This is a genomic window from Marivita hallyeonensis (genome assembly GCF_900129875.1).
GTDB classification, from domain to species: Bacteria; Pseudomonadota; Alphaproteobacteria; order Rhodobacterales; family Rhodobacteraceae; genus Marivita; species Marivita hallyeonensis.
Genome location: NZ_FQXC01000002.1, coordinates 661967 through 682749 on the forward strand (window position 1 = coordinate 661967; position 20783 = coordinate 682749).

A 20783-nucleotide genomic window follows, 5' to 3' on the forward strand; every position below is an offset into this window, starting at 1 on the left:
TTACGGCTCCGCCCGCACCCGCCTCCGCCCAGATTCTGCCGGTGTCAGAGGGAGAGGCCATGGACGAGGCGGCCGCCCTTCCGCCCGACACGGCCGGGCGCGACACGCCCCGGGGCATGGTTACCGGGCTGGTGCAGGCTATCTCAGACGAAGACCACGAAGTGGTGGCGCTCTACCTCGAAACACCCGCCCGGCTGGGCGAATTCGGTTTCCGCCACTTCCACATCCTGCGGATCGAAACCGCGCTTAATGCAGCGGCCCGCCTCGACACGCCCACCGAGCTGAGCCTCGAGCCAGAGGGCAGTCTTCAAGACGGTCTGCCCCCGAACCGCGAACGGATCGGCACGCTGACCGTCGGCGACACCCAGCAACCCTTGCTAGCGCACCGCGTAACGCTGGACGACGTGCCGGTCTGGCGTGTCGGCGCCGAAAGCGTCGAAGCCTTGCTCGATTGGCGCAGCCCCACGATCACCGGTCTGGGAACGATGCAAGACATCCTGTTGAACCTGCCCAGCGGGCCAAGCTTTCTCGGCATCTCCGCGCGAGACGCGATCCTCCTAACGGGTTTCGCCGCCCTCTCCCTTATGGCCTCCTGGGCGCTTCTCAGGGTCCGCCGCCTGGTCTCTCGCCTGATCCGGCGCAATCGCCCATCGTCCCGCTTTACGCGCTTCGTCGAAATGTCAGAGCCGCCGCTACAACTTTTGATCGCCTCGCTGATCTTCACCGCCGGCATCTCCTATCTCGGCGTGTCGATGGTGGCGCGGTTCCAAGTCGTCTGGATCGTCGAGCTGGCTGCATGGCTCGCCGCGATCTGGTTCGTCTGGCGCCTGATCGATGCAATCGGCGAAGCAGCCCTCGCCAGCATGTCCCGCCGCGGCGCAGCCTCCATGTTCTCGGCGGTCTCATTCTTCACGCGGATCCTGAAAGCCCTCCTCATCGTCGTCTCCGCTGCCTTCGCGCTGCGTGCCCTCGGCTTCGACATCACCGCAGGTCTAGCAGCACTTGGCGTGGGCGGCCTCGCCCTTGCCCTGGGCGCACAGAAGCTGATCGAAAACCTTGTCGGCTCCGTGTCCCTGATTGCGGATCGACCGATCCGCGTGGGAGATTTTTGCCGCTTCGGCCAGACTCTCGGCACGATCGAAGAGATCGGCATTCGGTCGACCCGCATCCGCACGCTTGACCGCACTATCGTCACCGTACCGAACGGTGAATTCTCGTCGCTCCATCTCGAGAATTTCAGCAGGCGGGACCAGTTTTTGCTGCGCCACACCATCGGACTGCGCTACGAAACGGACGCTCGTCAATTAAAAGCGGTGGTCTCCGGCCTGCGCGATATGCTGTCAAATCACCCCCGCCTTATCGAGGAAACACCGCGTGTCCGTTTCATCGGCTACGGCGCCTATTCGCTAGACATCGAGATCTTCGGCTATGTGCGTGCGAAGGACTGGAACGAGTTTCTCGAGATACAGGAGGGCTTGCTGTTTGAAGTCATGCAAATCGTCGACAATCTCGGTATAGGTTTCGCGTTCCCATCACAGACTCTCTACCTTGGTGATGATGACGTGCGTCCGGTCTCACAGACAAAGCAGCGTGCTGCTTGAAAGATTTCAAGCGCGGAGCAGATCGAAAAAACGCAATTCGAAGAGGTGCCCATGCATTCTTCCGCCGCAACGTTGGTTCTCAGTCCATCAACGACACGCGCGCGACACACCGCGAAATCACGCGATCGGAACATGAACATGGGCCGCACAAGATACCGCACAAACCTATGAATTTATGGCAAAATCGCCACCATCCATCATGGGCGCAGTGGAGAGGCGCGCGGCCTGGTTGGCTGCGTTCAGGGTCATTCAGCGATCTCCTTGGGACCGGACCCGTTGGAACGGAGCCGCACTGCATATCATACGCATAAGGTGTCCAATTCGCCACCCTGCTCCGCGCAAAGACAGGTGGGAAGCGGTGATTGGGTGGATCTGACACCTACCCCACCCCACACCTCAATCCGGTCAAACGCGAGCGCTGGATCATCGTCTTCGCCCGGAAGATCCAAGACCCCTAAACAGGTACGACACGCATTGAATGGCCAGGACGAACCCAGTTTGACCTACGCGGCATCTTGTTGGAACGACCGCTCCGGTTGCCAGCCATTGCGTGGCCCAAATGCGGTTCTGTCGTTGCTAACTTCAAGCCCGCGAACAATGCTGTTGACCCCTGAAAGCGGTGCGAACTGATTGTGAGTTTTTGGGAACGTAGAGCCGGAACGACGGTCGCCGAGATTTGCCGATAGATGGTGGGCGCAGACGGGGCAGATAGGCCTGCGACGTCATCGCATCCCCCGATCGAGCGAGAGCAGGATGCCCGCGACCGTGTCGGGATGACCCGCAAGAAACGATCCCGATTGCAGGAGCGTTCGATCCGGCCAGAGGGGGAGCATCTGGCCACCCGCCTCCTCGACGATCAGGGCGCCCGCAGCGATGTCCCAAGGGCCGAGATTGCGCTCCCAATAGGCGTCGAGCCGTCCGGCGGCGACATAGGCCAGATCGAGAGCGGCGGCCCCCCAGCGGCGAATTCCGGCAGTCTGCGGCATCAGGGCGTCGAGATCGCTGAGGCAGTGAGGCAGATAGGTGATGCGTCCGCCAGACGGAACGCCGGTCGCCAGAAGCATCGTTGGCAGTGGAGCAGATGGTGCGACATGGATCGGCTGACCGTTGAGATACGCGCCGCAACCCCGTTCGGCAGAGAAGGTCTCGGCCTTGATCGGATCGTGGATGACAGCGCAAAGCGGGTCGTCGCCCCGGTAGAGCGCGATGGATACCGCCCAATGCGGCAGACCTTTCAGAAAGTTGGTCGTGCCGTCCAGCGGATCAACGATCCAGCGCAGCCCGTCTGCCTGGCTCAGCCTTTCGCCACTCTCCTCACCAAGCCAGCCATAGCCGGGGAAGGATTGGTTCAGGTAGGTGGCGATCGTCTCCTCCGCCTCGTGGTCGGCCTCGCTGACGAAGTCGCCGACGGTCTTCTCGGTGATGGAGAGGCGCGACCGGTCCCTTGCGGCCCGGATCAACCCCTCGCCGGCAAGCATAGCGGCCTCGGCCATGATCTTTAGCCTGTCCGAGGCATCGGGATCGAGACAGTCGGTCGTATCACGGCGCATAGCGGACCCGGTGACACAGCGTATCGGGATCGGCCAGCACCGCCGCGTAGTCCCGTGGCAGGGCGTCGAAGGCCGACTCAGAGGAGATCAGGCGATCGAGGCGCGGGTCCTCCAGAAGGCTGATCGCCTTTGTCAGGCGGCGGCCGAAATCCCAACGCGGCGCCCGGTGCGGCGGAACGCGCCCGACCTGGGACCCGACGATCCGCAAGCGGCGCTGATGGAAGCGCCCGCCGAGAGGGACGTTCGTGGAGCGCGTGCCGTACCAGCTTGCCTCGACAATCGTCGCTTCGAGACCAGCGCACTCAATCGCGGTGGACAGGCCCGCCTCGGAGGCCGAGGCGTGAACGACGATGTCCGCGTCCTCAAGCGGCGTTTCTGGCGTTGCGAAACCGCAGCCAAGATGCCTGGCCAGCGCCTCACGGGCCGGGTTCTTGTCAATCAGGGTCACCTCGGCGCCCGGGATGCGCGCGGCCAGATATCCGGCCAGCGCGCCGACGACGCCGCAGCCGACCACCGCAATGCGATCCCCTGGGCCGGCTCCGGCATCCCAGAGGATGTTCAAAGCCGTTTCCATGTTCGCGGCGAGCACGGCCCGTTCGGGCGGCACGTTTGCGGGAAGGGAAAAGGCCGCGGCAGACGGCACGCTAAAGCGCGTTTGGTGGGGAAAGAGCGCAAAGATGATCTGACCCTCGCGGTCGGTGTTCTGAACCTCGCCGACGGCGGCGTAGCCGTATTTCACAGGAAAAGTGAACTCACCGTCCTGAAACGGCGCGCGCATCGTCGCGTGCTCTCCTTCCGGTACCGCGCCCGCCAGTACCAAGGCCTCGGTTCCCCGGCTGATTCCCGAGAACAGGGTCTTGACCTCGACCTCGCTAACACGCGCCTCGACCTCGACCTCCCGCAACTCGGCCTTGCCGGGTGCGGCGATCCAGAGCGCTGAAGGACGTGCGTCGCTCATAGAAGGTGGCCTGACTTGAGGGCCTTGACGGAAAGGTAACTCCGGTTGTGAGCCGTGCGTCCGACCTGCAAGGGCACACGTTCGACCACCCGGATGCCATTGCCCGCAAGGGTGTCCACCTTGCCGGGGTTGTTGGTCAGCAGGCGTATATCCGTGATCCCGATCTGCTTGAGCATTGTGGCGGCCAAGCGGAAATCGCGCTCGTCATCCTCGAAGCCAAGCTGGTGGTTCGCCTCGACCGTATCGCGACCATGGCTTTGCAGATCGTAGACCCGCATCTTGTTGGCGAGCCCGATGCCGCGCCCTTCCTGGTTGAGATAGATCAGCACGCCGGCGCCTTCCTCGCCCATGCGCGACAGGGCCGCACGAAGCTGGGGGCCACAATCGCATTTCAGGCTGCCAAGGACGTCGCCTGTGAAGCAGGCGGAGTGCAACCGGGCAAGGACCGGCCGGTTGGGATCGGGCTGACCGATCACGATGGCGTAGTGCTCGCGTTGCCCATCGGCGTCGCGGAACACGTGCAGCCGGCTCACGTCGTGCGCCTCGAGCGGAAAGGACGCCGCCGCCACGGCGGACAGCGCGGGTCGGCCAGCCAATTCCGCCAACGCCTCCGACGCGTCGAGCTGGGTCAGAGGCACGTCGTTCAGGTCTAACAGCTCGGTGCCTAGCGGGAAGAGGGCAAAGGCCGGGATGAGTTCAGCGGATTTCACAAGGCCAAGTCCGGCATTCTGCAGGGTATCGTCGCCTGTGCGCAGCACGTGAAGCGGCCCAGCGGGGCCAGAGACATGATCGTGGCGAGGGTCGGCAAGTCGCTGGTACCAATCGAAATCGGCCGAGGCAGGCGGTCGTATCCGAACCGGACCTTCGCTAAGATTTGCGGTCACCGCCGCAGTCAATACCGAGCGCGCGCGTTTGGAGGAAATCACAAGCTCGGGTGCTCCGAGACCGCGCTCCAATGCGTTGAACCGCTCCCTGGTCGTCGTTTCGATGGCGATCATCACCGTGCGCTCCGACCCGTGGCGAAGGATGTAAGGCATGCCCATCGCAAGATCCCCCCGCGCACGGTTCACGCGCTCGGTCCTATTGGGCATGAGGCTTTGGCTGAGCATGGTGGCCCTCATCTTGGCATTAGGGTCTGAAATACCGGGCACAATGGTGTCTATTTTCATGGCAAAGCCTCCGGGCACACCCCGGCAAGGGGGGCGTTTTCAGCGAGAATGCAGTCAAACAGGACGTCCGAGCCCAGGTTAAAGGTATGCGTCTCAGGGCGGAGAGCCTGCGCAAGCGAGGGGATCGGTGTCGTGGTAAGGCCCTGTGGCCCGGACCCAATCAGGAGAGGCGCAATCGCGATATGGAGACGGTCGAGCAGCCCGGCCTCGAGGAATTGCGCGATGGTAATGCAGCCACCCTCGATCAGGATCTTGCGAAAGCCCAGGTCGCTCAGGGCATTGGCGATGTCCCGGGCCGCGATCCAACCCTCGCGATCGAGGCGGATCACCTCCACCCCCGCGGGGCGCTGGATGTCACAGGCCTGGATCACGATCCGCCGCGCGCTGTCGTCCAGCAAGAGGCCCGCATCGTTGGGCAAGCGCCCATCCGGATCGATGACGACACGAGCCGGATGGTCGCCCTCTGCCAGGCGCACTGTCAACCTGGGGCTGTCATGCAGTGCGGTCTTCACCCCGATCACGACAGCGTCGGCAAGCGCCCGGAGCCGGTGAAGATGCGCCAATCCGTCCGCCCCGGAAATGTCCCGAGCATCGCCGGTCTCGGTCGCGACCCGGCCGTCCAGGGACTGGCCGATCTGCGCGAACAGCTGCAGGCTTCGCGTCGGAGCGGCGAGCGCCCCGTAAAGCGCGAGCGCCTCGCGCTCTCCTTGGGACCACTCACCGCAACACAGGCATGCCGTCCCGGACTTTACCGCAAGGAGCCTCTCCCACACTGCCTTTGTTACGCTTGTTCGCTGCATTTCTACTCACTTACTGTTCTTAGGCTTTGGGGTTGCTCACTCGTCGGTTGCCTGCATGATGTCGTCTTGCCTATCACTGCGGCACAGCCAGAATGTCCGTATGCCCGATGCGGGCGGTCGCGTGTTCAAGGACAGAACGCCGCGCGGACAGCCAATCCTCGGTACCGGCCTCGCCCGCTTCACCTGACGCTGCAGCGATCCCCTTGAGGAGTTCGGCCTGCAGAACGACATCGTCCGGACCGAGGGTCCAGGGGCTTTCCGCGGTTGAAATACGGTAGCCGTGGCGTTCGAACGCGGCCCGTGCTGCGGGTGCCGAGCCGGGGCCTGTCGCAGGTCCGATCCCCTTGTCACCCAGTTGGTGACGATTGAATGCCTCGATGACACGGGCGTCATCGGACAGCTTGGGTGTCCAAGACATTTCCCCGTTGTAATTGAGCGCGGCGTAAAACGGTATTCCTGCGAGGCTCAGCCGACGCGCCAGTGCCTCGATCCAGTCGCGCGGCATCAGGTCGAGAAGCGCCGAGGAGGTCACCAGGCCGACCCCGTCGAGCGGCAGCGTCGTCGGGTCCCGCAGGTCCACGACAATCGCCTCCGCAATCGGATGGCGCGCGGTGGCGATGCTCAGAAGCCGGGCATCGCCATCCAGGAACCGCCATCGCGGGCAAGCACCGAAACGGCTGAAGGCGCGCGCGGTGGAGCCGGTGCCGCTCCCCAGATCGAGAACGATGGACGTCGGGTCCAAGCCGCCCGACGCCTGCGCGAGCAGCGTCGCATCACGCGCCGCGTGATCGGCGGGTTCGCGCAGGTCGAGCCAGTCCGGGGCGAAGGCAAGGTCAGACATCGGCCTCGTACCATCCGCGGGCCACGTGGCTTTCCTCAAGCGAAACCTTGATCCGGCACACCCGCCCGCCATCGCCGAGGCCAGTGGTTTTCACGGTCTCGCGCAGTTGCGTCCAGATGCGGTGGCACAGGAACTCGGTGGTCGTGATCTTGCCCTTGAAGGCGGGGACCTCGTCGAGGTTGGCATAGTTCAGCGGCGCGAGTACCTTCGACAGCGCCTCGGTCGCCAGGCCGATATCGACAACGAGGCCGTTTTCGTCGAGGTCCTTGGTATAGAACGCCGCATCGACGACAAAGGTCGCACCATGCATGCCTTGGGCCGGTCCGAAGACCGGAGATGGCAGGGAATGGGCAATCATGATGTGATCTCGTACTTCTACGGCGAACATGGGACATCCTTTGACTGTGTCTGACTTGGTTTTGACAGGTGACCTTGGCACTCCCGCGGGGGTGCCGCGCCGTGTCGTGAGGGAGCAATACAATGGACGACGCGGCGTTTACCTGCATCAGCTGGAATGTTCACCGCTGCCTCGGCAATGACGGCCGGGTCGATCCGGCGCGCACGGTCCGGGTACTGGAGAACGAGGTGTGGCGTCCGGGTGTCGATGCGCTGATCCTTCAGGAGGCGGATGAGGATTGTCCGCCTCATGGAGGACTCATGGAGCCATCCGAGATCGCGCGTGCTACCGGTTTGCGCCATGCTCATGGCGCGCCTGCGCACCGGTGGGCGGACGGCAGCCATGGGTTCCTTGGGACCGTGCTCTACCTGCATCCGGCGATCACGGTAACCTCTTTGGCGCTGGTCGATTTGCCGGGGCGGTGCCATCGCGGCGCCGTCGTGGCCGAACTGGTCCGTGGCGGTCGCCGGTTCCGCATTGTCGGAACCCACCTCTCGCTGACCCAGGCCCTGCGGCTGGCGCAGCTGCGCACGATCAGCCAGCACATCTTTCGCAAGGCCCGGATGCCGACGATCCTGGTGGGCGATCTGAACGAATGGCGCTCCTGGGGCGGGATGGCCCTGTCGGCCCGGCTTCTTGGTCAGAAATTCAGCGGACCGGCGAAGGCAACCTTCCCGATCCGCCGGCCGTTTCTGCCGCTCGATCGCATTCTGACCTGTCCGCCGGCCCGGGTTGCCGACACCGAGGTTCTTGACGGGCCGGGCATCCGCATGGCCTCGGATCACCGTCCGCTTTTCGGTCAGATCGATTTCTAAAGGGGATGCTTTCATGAGCTTACACACCACCATCGCGGGCGCGGGTCCAGCGATGTAACCAGACGGGGCTGAGCGGCGTGCCGTCGGCGCCACGCAGGCCGAGCCGGATTTCCGCCGTGTCGATTTCTCCGGGCGCCAGCAGAAAAGTGATGCGCGTCCCCCCGCCATCCGGCAGGGCAAAAGCGCTCGTGGCAATGATCTCGGCGCCGTCTGATGCCGAGATCACCGGCTGGGGATCATCGGTGACAGCGGACACATCAATGACAAAGCGGCGATGGCCGGGGCGGTCATGTTCCCGGCCGCTGCGGCTTTGGTGGATCCGGGCAAGTCCGTTCACATCGGGGTCCCTGCGCGTCCAGACCAGCCGATAAGCGAAGCTGTAGTCCTGCCCAGCACGCAGAGGTGCCTCGGGGCGCCAGAAGGCGACGATGTTGTCCATGAACTCGTCGCTTGTCGGTATCTCGACCAACATGACAGCGCCGCGACCCCAGTCGCCCGAAGGCTCCACAAAGGCCGAGGGCCGATCATGGTAGCGCGCTTCGGTATCCTGGAAGGCATCGTAGCCGCGCGATGTCTGGTAGAGCCCGAAGCGTTGGGGCGAAGCGTCGGAAAAGGCGGATGTCTCGACGGCGCGCGGGTTGGCGATGGGCCGCCATAGAACCTCTCCAGCGCCGTTGCGGATGGCAAGGACGTCGCTGTCGTGGACACGAGGTCGAAAATCGTCGGCCACGGCCGCCAGCATAGGCCCCTTGAGGTACATCGAGGTCAGGGGTGCGATCCCGATATCGGCAATGTCGACCCTTGGGAAAACCGTCGCGACGATGTCCATCTCGGTCTCGACACCAGGACGCATGGTCATGTCGATATGGGCGGTGAGCGAGCGACTGTCGATCATACCCTCAAGCCGAACAGTGTCGCCTTCGGCCGGGTGTAGCCGGATATGGGTGAAGCGCGGAAACTCCTCGGGCGTGGAGCCGCCGGTGCCGATCGCCACGCTGCGCGCTGAGAGGCCATAGACCATCGCCTGACCAATGGCGCGGAAATAGCTCGCGCCCTGAAGGACAAGGACCTCGTCCATGCGGTCCGGCGCATTCACCGGGTATCGCATTCGCAGCCCGGTGAATCCCGCGCCTGGGCTCGTTTCGGGGATCGCGCCGAAATAGCGAGGTTCGAAGGAAAAGAGAGAGGGGCTGAATGCGATCTGATGCGTGCCGTCGGGGGTGACACGATCAACGGTGACTGGATCGGGAAAATAGAGCCCCGGCGGCAGCAGGTCGAATGCGAAGCGTTCACCATGCGGGATCATCGCGGCCTTGCCCGGCAGCGGGCGAATGCCGCGAAAGGCGTCATAGTCCAGATCGGCGAAGGGCGGCGCAAGCGGCGTCGTATTGGGGGCATAGGGGCGGCCTCGTGCCGCCTGCGCGAGATCGAACAACGAGGGGTGTGCGCCGGCGCGCACGCCGCCTGGCAGGGCCGTCGAGGCCAGCAGCATTGCCGCGGTAGATACGAAATGTCGTCTGTTCATGAGGGCACCTCGTTGAGTTTGCGCATCATGATCGGGGCAGCGAGCAAAGGGACAATCACAAGTGCGAGCCAGAATGCCCCGGTCGTTCCGCTGGCGATGGTAAGAGCGAGGACAACGATGCCCAATGCGGCTTCTGGCCAGCCTTGCGGCAGCTGAATTCCCGGTCTTTCCGGAGACTTCCAGCCGCTGTCCCTGCCCGTCAGGATCGCGCCGACAAAGCTCGTCTGGCGGAGCATGATCACCGGGGCCAGCAGGGTGGACAGGGCGAGTTCGGCCAGCCAAGCCCGCAGAATGACGCTCCTGCGGCGCGTCGTACGCGCCCGGGGAAGCGCATGGACCAGCGCACAGAGCTTGGGCACCAGCAGTACGGCCGCGATCGACAGGACCGGGAGGAATCCCCAGACCGAGATCAATTCCGAGCTGAGCAGCGCGAGCAGGACAAGCCAGATCGGCGCGGCAAGGTAGCTGAAGATGCCGCAAATCAGGTGAAAGCGGCTCAGCCCGTGTAATCCCGGCTCGGCCAGCAGCCGCACATGCTGCAAGTTGCCCTGGCACCAGCGCCGGTCGCGTTTGAAGAAGTCCTGTAGCGTCTGCGGCGCATCTTCGGCGCTTCCCATGAGGTTGGGGCAGAGAACAACATCCCAGCCAGCGCGGCGGATCCAGGCGGCTTCAATGAAATCGTGGCTCAGGATCGCGCCGCCAAACGGAGGCGGGCCCGAGAGGCGGGGCAAGTCCACTGCGGCGCGGAATGCCTCGGTGCGAATGATCGCATTGTGGCCCCAGTAGTTGCCCGTGGGGCCGGACCAGGCCGCGAAGCCCTGTCCGAAGGTGCGCGACAGCAGGCGCGAGGTCACCCTTTGATATCGTCCAAAGCGTGTCCGGCCCGGAACCAGGGAAATGCCTGCCTGACAAAGCCCCACCCGAGGTGAGACTTCCATCGTCCAGATCAAATGGCGAATGCTGTGGGGGGACATACGGCTGTCGGCGTCGAGCACGATCATGTGATCGAAGGAGGCGCCATGTGCGACGAACCAGTCGGCAATGTTGCCTGGCTTCCTGTTGGTTCTGTTGGGGCGACGGCGATAGCTCAGCAAACCTGCCGCGATCAGCTCCGAAAACGCGGCGTCTTCCCGCGCGGTTGCGGCCCCCTCGCCGGTGTCGGAGAGCACGAAGATCTCCGTCGCATCGGCAAGATCCTGACGTGCGAGGCCAGACGCCAGAGAGGCCAGATGCCGCGCGACAGGCTTCGGTTCCTCGCCGCAGAGCGTCACCAGAATGGCTGTCTTGCTCCGGGCACGCCAGCGATGCGGTGCTTCGGGTGGTGTCTTGTGCGGCCCGAAAGCCCCGATGATCGCCGTTGCTGCGCCGCCCGAAATCCACACGGCATTCACCGCCATAAGGGGCAGCACGGCCCAGGCGATCCAGGTCCACTCGTCCACCGCCTGCGCGAAAGCAACCACGATCGCCGTGGACAGGACAGCCAGCAACGACACGAACACAAGCAAGGCGGGCCTCGGTACGCGCGCGCCGAGCGCCGGGCGAACCCAGACTGTCTTCCTGATTTGCTCAGACACGGACACTGACTAACACCTTCACATTTTCCCTGGCTCGTGTCCTCGACATGGCGCGCAAATCTGCAACCGACAGGTATAAGTGGCGCCATATGCTGAATTTAGTTCGATTCCCGCGAAAAAATGGGCCACATGCGCGAAAAGATGCCATCCTTGCGGATTATCCCGTGAAAGGCGGCCGCCCCGACATGCATCGCGATCAGAATAAGGATCCCATAGGCGGCGTAGAAATGTACGGTCTTGGCGACCTCCGCCAAGGCGTCGGACCGAGGGACAAGCGCAGGCACGCCGAGCGCATCCAGGGCTTCGATCGGAAAACCGCCAGCGCGAACGCGGATATAGCCCGAAAGCGGCATGATCAGCAGCATCACGTAAAGCGCCACATGGGTCGCATGGGCCGCGAACTCCTGAATGGCCGGAAGCGCGACCGGGCGAAGACGGGGCGGGTTCCGCCAGCGGTAGATCAGCCGGACAAAGATCAACACCAGCATAAGAACACCGAGGTTCTTGTGCGCAATGAACATTGTGTTTCGCACCTCGCGGCTGATTTGTTCGTTGAGCATCAGAAATCCAACTGGGATCATGCCCAGGATGATCAGAGCCATCGTCCAATGAATGACACGGGCAGGAACATTGTATTTCGTGGCTTGGTCCGTCATGGGTGACTCCAATTTTGTCAGTTACGCGAATATAGCCTCCGTCCAAGGCGCAGAATTCGCAACCGTCAAAAAAAAAGGGAATGGACGATGAAGGATATCGCGACCCCGGATGCGCGGATCGAGGCGAACGGTCCTGTCCGGTTTGGCCTGCGCCGGCCGGTGGCAGCTTTCTGCCTTGCCGGTCTGGTCGGCGTGGCCGTGATTTTCCTTGCGAGCGATATACTGCTTGGCCTCGGCGCGGCTTGGAGCAGTGTTGTTCTGGTGTCTGCCGCATTTTTGGGCGCGGTCGGCATCGGCGCGGTCACGCTGCACCGTACCTATCCCCATGACCGGTTGGGCCTTTGCAACCTGATCACGCTTGCCCGGCTCGCGATTGTGAGCGTTCTGGGCGTGGCGCTACTCGAGGCGAAATCACCCGATCTGATGCTGCTGCTCCTTGCAGTTCTGTCCTTGTGCCTTGACGGCGCCGATGGATGGCTGGCCCGACGGCAAAATCTTGCATCGTCTTTCGGCGCCCGGTTCGATGTCGAGGTCGATGCCGCATTCGCGCTGCTTCTGGCGATCTATACGGCGCGTGTCGGGGTGGCTAGCCCCTACGTCATTCTGCTGGGCCTTCCCTATTACGCCTTCCGGATCGCGCTGGCCGTCTTTCCGTGGCTGAACGCGCCCCTACCCGAGCGGTTCAGCCGCAAGGCGGTGTGCGTGGCGCAGATCGCTGTCCTGATAGTATTGCTGGTGCCGGGCGTGCCGGGATCGGTGACGAATGCGATGGTCCTCACGGTCATCGGCGCGCTCATGTGGTCGTTCGGACGCGATATCGTCTGGCTTAATCGGAACCGGACGTGAGCATGGCAGTCTTGAAAGAACGGGTCCGCACGGCCTTCTGGGCCTTGCTTGCAGCGCTTGTGCTGCATCTTGTTCTGATCCAGCCCAACCATCCTGACGCGGTCTCGTGGCGCGCGCTGATGCTCTTTCCGCTCGAATTGCCCGCAATCCTCCTGGCGCTTCTCGCGTTCGGCCAAAGCCGCGCGGGATTTGCCCTTCGTATCGCCCTTGTCGGACTCCTGACCGCAAGCGCGGCATTGAAGGCCGCGGATTTCGGGATGTTCATGTCGCTTAACCGCGGGTTCAATCCCGTGGGTGACCTGCCTTTGATAGTTTCGCTCTATCAGTTGGTCGTCGGGGCGTTTGGCGTGCCAGCAGCAGTTCTGGCGGTGATTGCGGCAGTTGCGGCAGTTCTGGCTGTGGCCCTTTTGCTTTGGTGGGCCTGCGCGACCTGGGCGCGGCTGGCGCGACCGACCCCGATTGCCGCGATGGCCGGTCTGGCCGCGGTTTTCGCCGGCACGGTTGCCGTGGCCGAGATCGGATCCACCCTGCGCAGGTGGTCGTTGCCGATCGAGCCGCCCGGGGCAGCCTTTACCGCCCGCGTCGTTGTCGAGCGCTACGAAATGGTCCGCGACACGCTGGCCGATCTGCGCCGGTTCCGCGCCGCCGCACGCGAGGATACGTTCGCCGGCCTGACGGGCCTTTTCGATCTTGTGGATCGCGATGTCCTCGTTGTGTTCGTCGAAAGCTACGGGCGCACCAGTTTCGACACGCCGTTTTACGCGGACCTTCATCTGGAAACCTTGCGTAGTGCCGAAAGCCGGCTGAGCTTCAAAGGCCTTGCCATGGCCTCGACCTTTCTGACCGCCCCTACCCGAGGGGGGCAAAGCTGGCTCAGCCATGCGAGTTTTGCCAACGGTCTGTGGGTCAACAACCAGACGAGCTATCGCGCGGTTCTCGGCTCTGGCCGCCAGACGATCTTTCATCTGGCCGCCGGGGCCGGGTTCCACACGGCCGCCGTCATGCCGCAGATCACGATGGCCTGGCCCGAGTCGCAGACGATGGGTTTCGAAACGATCCTCGCCGCCGAGGACCTTGGCTACAAGGGCGAAGCGTTCAACTGGATCACCATGCCCGACCAGTTCACCTTTGCTGCGATGGACCGCATCTTGCGCCCCTCGGACCGGCCCATGTTCGTTCAGCTCGCAACGGGTTCGTCCCATGCGCCCTGGGTGCCAGTCCCGACACTCCTGGACTGGGACGCTTTGGGAGACGGGACGATCTTCGACCCGGTCGTCGCGGCCAGCGACCCGCCAAGCGTCGTTTGGCGCGACCACGACCGGGTGCGGGCGCAGTACAAAGCGGCGGTCGACTATGCTCTGCAGACGGTCTTTTCCCACGCCGAACGGCATGCCGACAACGCTCCGCTGATCCTTGTCATCGGGGATCATCAGGCAGCGGGTTTCGTCGCGCTGGATGAACGGCCCCATGTGCCGATGCATGTGATCGGGCCGCGGCACCTTGTGGATCTTCTGGCTGACGAGAACTTTGCACCCGGGCTCATTCCGCGCGCTCTGGACGCGCCGCGCCCGATGTCGGAATTGCGGGCGCACCTTGTGCGTTCGCTCACCTCGACCCCGCTCGCAAGGTCCGGCCAATGACGAGCGCCGTGATGTCCAGCCGACCGCGCCTGTGGTTGGGTCTGCGCCTCGGGATGACCTGCGCCATTCTGGTCTTGCTCTGGGTCGCCGTAGACGGGCCGGCGGTTGCCAAGGCCATCGCCGGGGTTTCGCCCGTGTGGCTTGCGGCGGCGGCGGCAGCCCTGCTCGTGCAGACGGCGCTCTCCGCGCAAAGATGGCGGGTGACAGCGGCGCAACTGGGCCAGGACCTGCCAGCGAAATTTGCCGTGAAGGAGTACTTTCTGTCGCAGGCTCTCAATCAGGCCCTTCCCGGCGCTGTCATGGGGGATGCCGCGCGGGCGGTCCGAGCGCGGGCGCAAACCGGCTTGCTGGTCGCCACGCAAGCCGTTGTTTTCGAGCGCCTCGCGGGGCAGATCGCGATGTTCCTGACGCTGACTGTCGCGTTTCTTGCGACATATCTGGCGGACGGCGGACTCGATTGGCCGCCGGGGTGGAGCGCCGCCTTGGGGGCCGCAATCCTCGGCGGCGCCGCCTTGCCGGTTCTTGCGTTTTTCCTGAACGCGATGCGCGTTTCTTGGGCGGCCGGAGTTGTCCGCTGGCTCAGGCCGCTTGGCGTGGCCCTGTTCTCCGGCCGCGTCCTGCCGGCCCAAGTGCTTCTGGGGGCGGCGATCACGTTCTGCAATCTGGCCGCTTTCGCATTCGCGGGCCGGTCCGTGGGCATACACATGTCGCCCGTAGAGGTTGCCGCCTTGGTTCCCGTGATATTGTTCGCGATGCTGATCCCGTTCACAATCAGCGGCTGGGGTATTCGTGAGGGCGCGGCGGCGCTGGTGTTCCCGCTCGCCGGTTTTTCCGCCGCCGATGGCGTGGCCGCAAGCATCGTCTTCGGTGTCGCGCTGCTCCTCGCGGTATTGCCCGGAACCCTTATGGTGATGGCACGATGACTTCAGGTGAGATCGCGTTCGCCGTTCCAGGCAAGATCACCAACCTGACGGGCGGTACCATCTATGACCGCAGGGTGATAGACGCCCTGCCCGCGCTCGGCATAAAGGTCCGGCATATCGAACTGCCGGGCAGCTTTCCCAACCCACCTGCCGCGGATATGCGCCGTACGCTGGACCTGTTGTCCAGCGTGCCCGCCGACATCCCGCTGGTCGTGGACGGTCTGGCGTTCGGGGCCCTCGACACCGGCGAAGTGGCAAAGCTGCGCGCACCGCTCTTTCCGCTCGTCCACCATCCGCTGGCCGAGGAAACCGGAATTTCGGAGGTCGACCGCCAGCGCCTTTTCGAAACCGAACGCGATAATCTTGGCCATGCCCGCCATGTGCTCGTTCCCAGCCCGCACACAGCAGGCCTGTTGACGGCGAAGTACGATGTCCCGCAAGCCGCGATCAGCATCGCGCGCCCCGGGACCGACCGGCCCACATTGACGGCCGCCCCGGCGACACCGCCCTTGATCCTTGCGGTCGGCATCCAATTGCCCCGCAAGGGGCACGATGTGCTTTTGAAGGCGCTATCGCATATCGACGACCTAGAGTGGAGTGCGGTGATCGCCGGTGCTCCGCTCGACCCGGGCTACGCCGAAGAACTTCGCACGCTCAACCGCCGACTGGGGTTGGAGGCCCGTGTGACGCTTGCCGGTCAGATCGAGCGCAGCGCGCTTGAAGGGCTTTATGCAAAGGCCTCCGTCTTTGCCCTTGCGACCCGTTACGAAGGTTACGGGATCGTCTTCGACGAGGCGCTGGCGCATGGCCTTCCTATCGTCTCCTGCGCCACCGGCGCAGTCCCCGACACGGTGCCGCAAGATGCGGGCCTGCTGACCGCGCCGGATACGCCCGAGGATTTCGCCCGGGCCCTACGCCGCATGCTAACCGAGCCCGACCTGCGCAGAGCCAGTGCCGCCGCCGCAAGGGCCGCCGGCCTTTCCTTGCCAAGCTGGACCGACACCGCCGCGCAGGTCGCGGCCGTGCTTCGCCGCCATCAGGTGGTTCCGCCAAATGAGCCTGCCAATGCCACGGGAAGCTGCCGCAATGATCCATAGGACGCGCCGCCCGCAAACCGCCATCGGTCGGTCGCTTGACGTCTACTACCGAGATGACGCGCGCAACGCACGGATGGATGCGCTGAATGCCCAGTTCGTGCGCGAAGGCAGTCTTGCCTTCGATATCGGCGCTCATGTGGGTGACCGAACCGGCAGTTTTCTTCGACTTGGTGCTCGGGTTGTCGCTCTCGAACCACAGCCGCGCGTGTTTCGTGCGTTGCGCCTGATCCATGGCCGATCCGACCGGACGACGTTGGTCTGTGCTGCTGCTGGCGAACGTCCGGGTTCCCTGGAGCTGCATGTCAACACGGCCAATCCGACGGTGTCGACCGCGTCGCCGGAATTCATCGCTGCGGCAGCGGGTGCAAGCGAATGGCGGGGCCAGGTTTGGGATGAACGGATCGAGGTGCCGGTGACGACGCTGGATCATCTGATCGCTGGGCACGGCGCTCCGGACTTCATCAAGATTGACGTGGAGGGGCACGAGCTTGCGGCGTTGCGGGGCCTCACCCGCTGCGTCCCGGCCCTATCTTTCGAGTTCACGACGATCCAGCGTGAGACGGCCCTGGAGTGTCTGCGATACGTGTCCTCGCTTGGACCGTATTGGTTCAACTACAGCCTGGGCGAGGATCACAAACTGATCCACCCGGACTGGATCGGTGCGGACGCGATAGGAAAAGAGCTAATGAATTTGCCCATGTCGGCCAATTCCGGCGATGTTTTTGCGCAGCTCGTTTAGGAGTTCGGCATGTTACCGGTGGACGAAAAGACCATTGGGACACGGATCGTTAGCTGGGCTCGAGACCCATTCGGTCTCCCAGGGTGGCGTGGCTCACCGGCCAAAAGGCGAGTGGTCGATATATTAGAAACTTTCTGGCTGAGCGATCCGCAAGTAACGGGTCGGGGGCCCGTTCTTATGGAATGCCATGGTATCCAAAATGTCGATCTCGATCCATCGCGCGGCCCGGAAACTGGACCGGATCGCTAAGCTGCGGGGCTGTCACTGCACGGTGGACAGCGACACTGGGACAGAATTGAGCACAGACGCCATCCTGACACTGCGGCGGAACCGGAATGTAGAATGGCACTGCTTCGTTCATAACAAACCAATTCAAAAGCGCTTCAAAGAAGGCTTCAATGGCCTGCAGGACGAGTGCCTCAACGAAGCCCTATTCTCGGGCCTGCGCCACGCCCGCCACTTGATCGCAGCACGGCGCGACGACCAAAGTGGCTGCGTTCTAGGGCGTTCATTGTTCTCCGAGAGGCACGCCAATTTCTCGAAATGGACCCACGGTGAAAAGGTACGTTTGCAACACCGAATCTGCCACCCTATCCAACGCCAGATTGGGCTTTCGTCGGGCATTTTTTATGCGTGACATGATTGAAACTCTGAAGAAGCGCTTTCTACCTGTCGGCCCCGAAGAAAACTGCGAGTGAAACGAATTTCTCATTCTGTGGGCTAATACAGAGCAATTCGTGAAGCGGATCGTTCGCAGGACTAGGGTGCGTATTACGTCTATCGTGGTCCAGTGCTTGTCGATTAGTGCCGGTTCTTGCAGGTGCGCAACCAGCCAAGTTTGACATCTGATGCGGGAACCATAAATGTGATTGCCTTATGCAAATATTCCACGTCGGAATGCGAAAGCTTTGCCAAAATGAACGCATCAAGCAAAAGCGGGCTGTTTCAACCCTTGCGTCTGCCCTGCGGTGTGATCTTCAAGAACCGGATTGCCAAATCTGCAATGTCGGACTCGTTGGGCGATGGGCACGGTTCTGTAACAGATGATCAAATTCGTCTTTATAGACGTTGGGCGCAGGGTGGTCTCGCCTTGTCGGTTGTTGGCGAAGTTCAGGCTACACCACATTTCCCCGAGAAACCGGGAAATCTGGTTCTAAATGACCACTCGGCACCCCAAGCTTTCAAATCTCTGGCTCGCGCGGGATCGACAAACAATGCACATTTATGGCTGCAATTGGGTCATGCTGGCGCGATGTCGGATTCTTTGATCAGCAGGCCGAAAGGACCGAGTGAACTGCACCTTGACGGATTGGTGTGCGGCGCATTTTCGCTAGAAGAAATCCGACGGTTACCAGAGGAATTCGCGCGTACCGCTGTGCTGGCGAAGCAATTTGGATTTGGAGGCGTCGAAATCCACGCTGCGCACGGGTTCCTGCTCAGCCAGTTTCTCTCTCCTTTATTCAATAAAAGAATGGATGCCTATGGCGGTGGCGTTAAGAACAGAATGCGCCTTCTACTAGAGGTCGTGGACTGCGTTCGCCAAGCAGTCGGGCCAAACTTCCCAATCGGAATTAAACTGAATTCAACGGATCAACTGAAGGGAGGTTTGCGGCAAGACGAAGCGTTGGCGATTGTGGCCGCATTGGATGATACAAGCACCGATCTCATTGACATTAGCGGTGGCACCTACTTTCCAGGAGCGCCGTCTTCTTCGGATCGAGCCGGGTCCGGCCCCTACTTTGCGGAGTTCGCCAAACGGGCAAAAACCAAGACCGATATTCCACTCATGGTTACCGGCGGCTTCAAGACCGCACAGCAAGCCATGACAGCCATTGAAGACGGACAAGCTGATCTTGTCGGTCTCGCACGGGCGCTCATCCTTGATCCGGAGCTGCCAAAAAAGTGGCAGACAGGAAATTCTGACAATCCCGAGTTTCCACTTTTCGACAATCCACCCGAAGGTGGGGTGACTGCTTGGTACACAATGCAGATCACTCGGATAGCCCAGCAGGGAGGCGATCTGTCACCTGAAGATCTACCGGATGCAATCGAAGCGTATGAGGCAAGGGATCAAAAACGGCGTGAGACTTGGAATAGAGCCTTCGGCACTTGATCCATTGACGTCCGGACAAAGCACGCAGACGTTGAAGTGACCCCAAAAACACGAGCAGAGCTTCAACGCGCGTGCAACCACGCAGACTTCTATGTATCGCCACTTACCGCTCACCTAGCGAATCTAATACCAGCGATGCCATTTTCGAAAATGGCTTGGATGGGCTCACAAAAACAATAAGACCATCGACCTGTCATAGCAGGCCTGTGAAGTGCCGTGCCGCCCTTGTTGGTTGTATCTGATGGTGAATTGTCCACGCCGAGATTAACGGGCGTCAAAAACCTTCAGGAATTGCAGTCAGAGAATTTCGAGACTTCGCACCGCTTTTTGCTGAAAATTAACCCTTTTCATCCGTGCAGATCTCCAACCCATAAGCCACATCTTCAGGCCCATCCGAAGCCTGCGAAAGCACTTCAGCTGCGACCCGAGAGCGACTGCCGTGTTGGTGATATCGCTTCGGTATCGAACCCGACGTCTCCCGGCGGGCGCTGCATCAGCAGGTCTGCGGCGAACCTGGCGAGTGCGGGGGCCATCATGATGCCGTAGCCGCCCTGTGCTGCGAGCCAAAAGAAATTTGGCGTGGATGGCGCGAAGCCGACGACCGGCGCCTCGTCCGCCACGAAACTCCTCAACCCCGCCCAGGAATGCGAAACCCGGCGGACGGGGATCAGTGTTTCGGTTTCAATCAAATGAGCCAGATGCGCGATGTCGAGTTCTTCGGGGCGCACGTCTTGTGGCGTCGTGGGTGTCGCGTCTCCGGGGGACGCCATGAGTTTGCCCGCCTCTGGTTTGATGTAGGCGCCCGACGCGGCGAAATCGACAGCCGGAGTGGCGGAAAGGTCGAGCCCTTCCGGCGCATCGATGATGATTGCGGTGCGTCGCATGGGAACGAGGCCGATCTTGTCTATTCCGGCCATGACCGCGACGTCATCCGCCCAGGCGCCCGCCGCGTTAACAAGTGTCTTCGCGCGATACGTTTGGCCCTTTGTGGAAACCTCCCACGCGCCGTCCTGCCACCGCAAGTCTTTCACTGCAGCGCCGGTCATGATCGTTCCGCCGCGCTGTTTGATCGCCTTGATATACCTCTGGTGAAGACCCGCGACGTCGATATCTGACACATTCTCCTCAAGGACTGCGCGCGCGATCCGGTCTGGTCTCAGGTATGGTGCACGTGCCACGGCCTCTTCGGCGGTGATTTCGACCACCTCCTCACCCGGCTCAGACATCGCAAGCAGGTCCTCTGTGACGGCGAAACTTTCGGCATCGGCCACTGTCAACGCGCCGCGTCTGGTCAAAAGCGGCGTGTCGCAAAACCCGTCTGGTGGCGACCCGAAAAAGGATGCGCTGGCGATATTGATCTGGCGGACGACCGGTCCTCCATAGTTGCGCGTAAAGAGCGCAGCCGACCGGCCCGTGCTGTGGTAGCCGAGCGAGGTTTCTGCTTCGAGCACGAGCACTTTGCTGCTCTCGGCGAGTTCATAGGCAACGGATGCGCCCGAGATGCCGCCACCGATCACGAGGAAATCATGGATCATTCTG

At 62.4% G+C, this 20783-nt stretch carries 19 protein-coding genes; 9 read left to right on the forward strand and 10 right to left on the reverse strand.

From position 1 onward, the window contains the following. Nucleotides 1–59 precede the first annotated feature (59 nt). Entirely contained in the window at nucleotides 60–1601 is a 1542-nt protein-coding gene (locus BUA42_RS08935) for a mechanosensitive ion channel family protein (RefSeq protein WP_178346885.1), read from the forward strand. A gap of 722 nt (nucleotides 1602–2323) precedes the next feature. Here the strand turns inward: BUA42_RS08935 and BUA42_RS08940 are convergent. From BUA42_RS08940 to BUA42_RS08965, 6 genes are all read right to left on the reverse strand, one after another. After that, nucleotides 2324–3151, reverse strand: coding sequence for an inositol monophosphatase family protein (locus BUA42_RS08940; protein WP_072777334.1), 828 nt, complete (start codon nucleotides 3149–3151; stop codon nucleotides 2324–2326). Continuing rightward, nucleotides 3141–4109 (reverse strand): zinc-dependent alcohol dehydrogenase, encoded by a 969-nt coding sequence (locus tag BUA42_RS08945; protein WP_072777335.1) that lies wholly within the window; start codon nucleotides 4107–4109, stop codon nucleotides 3141–3143. The genes BUA42_RS08940 and BUA42_RS08945 overlap by 11 nt, the downstream gene beginning before the upstream one ends. After that, nucleotides 4106–5218: a GTP cyclohydrolase II gene (ribA, locus tag BUA42_RS08950; protein ID WP_072777336.1), complete on the reverse strand. Its 1113-nt coding sequence runs from the start codon at nucleotides 5216–5218 to the stop codon at nucleotides 4106–4108. Before ribA ends, BUA42_RS08945 begins: the two co-directional genes overlap by 4 nt. Nucleotides 5219–5274: 56 nt before the next feature. Then, nucleotides 5275–6078 (reverse strand): RibD family protein, encoded by an 804-nt coding sequence (locus BUA42_RS08955; protein WP_072777337.1) that lies wholly within the window; start codon nucleotides 6076–6078, stop codon nucleotides 5275–5277. 73 nt (nucleotides 6079–6151) lie between these two features. Further along, entirely contained in the window at nucleotides 6152–6919 is a 768-nt protein-coding gene (locus BUA42_RS08960) for a class I SAM-dependent methyltransferase (RefSeq protein WP_072777338.1), read from the reverse strand. Then, nucleotides 6912–7307 (reverse strand): 6-pyruvoyl trahydropterin synthase family protein, encoded by a 396-nt coding sequence (locus tag BUA42_RS08965; RefSeq protein ID WP_072777339.1) that lies wholly within the window; start codon nucleotides 7305–7307, stop codon nucleotides 6912–6914. The genes BUA42_RS08960 and BUA42_RS08965 overlap by 8 nt, the downstream gene beginning before the upstream one ends. A 92-nt stretch (nucleotides 7308–7399) precedes the next feature. Here BUA42_RS08965 and BUA42_RS08970 point away from each other — a divergent pair, with 92 nt between their 5' ends. Continuing rightward, nucleotides 7400–8131, forward strand: a complete 732-nt coding sequence (locus BUA42_RS08970) for an endonuclease/exonuclease/phosphatase family protein (protein WP_072777340.1) — start codon at nucleotides 7400–7402, stop codon at nucleotides 8129–8131. Nucleotides 8132–8150: 19 nt separating this feature from the next. Here BUA42_RS08970 and BUA42_RS08975 read toward each other — a convergent pair whose 3' ends face one another. The 3 genes from BUA42_RS08975 to BUA42_RS08985 form a co-directional block, all read right to left on the reverse strand. After that, on the reverse strand, nucleotides 8151–9656 hold the full coding sequence (locus tag BUA42_RS08975; protein WP_072777341.1) for an OpgD/OpgG family glucan biosynthesis protein: 1506 nt from the start codon (nucleotides 9654–9656) through the stop codon (nucleotides 8151–8153). Then, nucleotides 9653–11236: a glucans biosynthesis glucosyltransferase MdoH gene (mdoH, locus tag BUA42_RS08980; protein ID WP_072777342.1), complete on the reverse strand. Its 1584-nt coding sequence runs from the start codon at nucleotides 11234–11236 to the stop codon at nucleotides 9653–9655. Before mdoH ends, BUA42_RS08975 begins: the two co-directional genes overlap by 4 nt. Before the next feature lie 92 nt (nucleotides 11237–11328). Further along, complete coding sequence (locus BUA42_RS08985) at nucleotides 11329–11886, reverse strand: cytochrome b (RefSeq protein WP_072777343.1); 558 nt, start codon at nucleotides 11884–11886, stop codon at nucleotides 11329–11331. A gap of 87 nt (nucleotides 11887–11973) precedes the next feature. Between BUA42_RS08985 and BUA42_RS08990 the strand changes: the two genes are divergently transcribed. From BUA42_RS08990 to BUA42_RS09020, 7 genes are all read left to right on the forward strand, one after another. Next, nucleotides 11974–12732, forward strand: a complete 759-nt coding sequence (locus BUA42_RS08990) for a CDP-alcohol phosphatidyltransferase family protein (RefSeq protein WP_072777344.1) — start codon at nucleotides 11974–11976, stop codon at nucleotides 12730–12732. Between the two features lie 2 nt (nucleotides 12733–12734). After that, complete coding sequence (locus BUA42_RS08995) at nucleotides 12735–14372, forward strand: sulfatase-like hydrolase/transferase (protein WP_072777345.1); 1638 nt, start codon at nucleotides 12735–12737, stop codon at nucleotides 14370–14372. Continuing rightward, entirely contained in the window at nucleotides 14369–15295 is a 927-nt protein-coding gene (locus BUA42_RS09000; protein ID WP_245818979.1) for a lysylphosphatidylglycerol synthase transmembrane domain-containing protein, read from the forward strand. The genes BUA42_RS08995 and BUA42_RS09000 overlap by 4 nt, the downstream gene beginning before the upstream one ends. Further along, nucleotides 15292–16392 (forward strand): glycosyltransferase family 4 protein, encoded by a 1101-nt coding sequence (locus tag BUA42_RS09005; protein WP_072777346.1) that lies wholly within the window; start codon nucleotides 15292–15294, stop codon nucleotides 16390–16392. The genes BUA42_RS09000 and BUA42_RS09005 overlap by 4 nt, the downstream gene beginning before the upstream one ends. Then, nucleotides 16382–17131, forward strand: coding sequence for an FkbM family methyltransferase (locus BUA42_RS09010; protein ID WP_084066172.1), 750 nt, complete (start codon nucleotides 16382–16384; stop codon nucleotides 17129–17131). The genes BUA42_RS09005 and BUA42_RS09010 overlap by 11 nt, the downstream gene beginning before the upstream one ends. Before the next feature lie 199 nt (nucleotides 17132–17330). After that, nucleotides 17331–17768, forward strand: a complete 438-nt coding sequence (locus BUA42_RS09015) for a transposase (RefSeq protein ID WP_143152653.1) — start codon at nucleotides 17331–17333, stop codon at nucleotides 17766–17768. Nucleotides 17769–18047: 279 nt separating this feature from the next. Beyond that, on the forward strand, nucleotides 18048–19244 hold the full coding sequence (locus BUA42_RS09020) for an oxidoreductase (protein WP_072777349.1): 1197 nt from the start codon (nucleotides 18048–18050) through the stop codon (nucleotides 19242–19244). A gap of 413 nt (nucleotides 19245–19657) precedes the next feature. On the opposite strand, the gene BUA42_RS09025 is transcribed toward BUA42_RS09020, so the two are convergent. Beyond that, a complete protein-coding gene (locus BUA42_RS09025) occupies nucleotides 19658–20779 on the reverse strand; it encodes an NAD(P)/FAD-dependent oxidoreductase (RefSeq protein ID WP_072777350.1) in 1122 nt (373 codons plus the stop codon). Nucleotides 20780–20783: the final 4 nt, after the last annotated feature.

Bases quoted from the DNA above. Each gene is read 5' to 3' on its own strand.
- BUA42_RS08935 (WP_178346885.1), top strand. From the start codon at position 60: ATGGACGAGGCGGCCGCCCTTCCGCCCGACACGGCCGGGCGCGACACG.
- BUA42_RS08940 (WP_072777334.1), bottom strand. From the start codon at position 3,151: ATGCGCCGTGATACGACCGACTGTCTCGATCCCGATGCCTCGGACAGG.
- BUA42_RS08945 (WP_072777335.1), bottom strand. From the start codon at position 4,109: ATGAGCGACGCACGTCCTTCAGCGCTCTGGATCGCCGCACCCGGCAAG.
- ribA (WP_072777336.1), bottom strand. From the start codon at position 5,218: ATGCTCAGCCAAAGCCTCATGCCCAATAGGACCGAGCGCGTGAACCGT.
- BUA42_RS08955 (WP_072777337.1), bottom strand. From the start codon at position 6,078: ATGCAGCGAACAAGCGTAACAAAGGCAGTGTGGGAGAGGCTCCTTGCG.
- BUA42_RS08960 (WP_072777338.1), bottom strand. From the start codon at position 6,919: ATGTCTGACCTTGCCTTCGCCCCGGACTGGCTCGACCTGCGCGAACCC.
- BUA42_RS08965 (WP_072777339.1), bottom strand. From the start codon at position 7,307: ATGTTCGCCGTAGAAGTACGAGATCACATCATGATTGCCCATTCCCTG.
- BUA42_RS08970 (WP_072777340.1), top strand. From the start codon at position 7,400: ATGGACGACGCGGCGTTTACCTGCATCAGCTGGAATGTTCACCGCTGC.
- BUA42_RS08975 (WP_072777341.1), bottom strand. From the start codon at position 9,656: ATGAACAGACGACATTTCGTATCTACCGCGGCAATGCTGCTGGCCTCG.
- BUA42_RS08985 (WP_072777343.1), bottom strand. From the start codon at position 11,886: ATGACGGACCAAGCCACGAAATACAATGTTCCTGCCCGTGTCATTCAT.
- BUA42_RS08990 (WP_072777344.1), top strand. From the start codon at position 11,974: ATGAAGGATATCGCGACCCCGGATGCGCGGATCGAGGCGAACGGTCCT.
- BUA42_RS08995 (WP_072777345.1), top strand. From the start codon at position 12,735: ATGGCAGTCTTGAAAGAACGGGTCCGCACGGCCTTCTGGGCCTTGCTT.
- BUA42_RS09000 (WP_245818979.1), top strand. From the start codon at position 14,369: ATGACGAGCGCCGTGATGTCCAGCCGACCGCGCCTGTGGTTGGGTCTG.
- BUA42_RS09005 (WP_072777346.1), top strand. From the start codon at position 15,292: ATGACTTCAGGTGAGATCGCGTTCGCCGTTCCAGGCAAGATCACCAAC.
- BUA42_RS09010 (WP_084066172.1), top strand. From the start codon at position 16,382: ATGATCCATAGGACGCGCCGCCCGCAAACCGCCATCGGTCGGTCGCTT.
- BUA42_RS09015 (WP_143152653.1), top strand. From the start codon at position 17,331: ATGTCGATCTCGATCCATCGCGCGGCCCGGAAACTGGACCGGATCGCT.
- BUA42_RS09020 (WP_072777349.1), top strand. From the start codon at position 18,048: ATGAACGCATCAAGCAAAAGCGGGCTGTTTCAACCCTTGCGTCTGCCC.
- BUA42_RS09025 (WP_072777350.1), bottom strand. From the start codon at position 20,779: ATGATCCATGATTTCCTCGTGATCGGTGGCGGCATCTCGGGCGCATCC.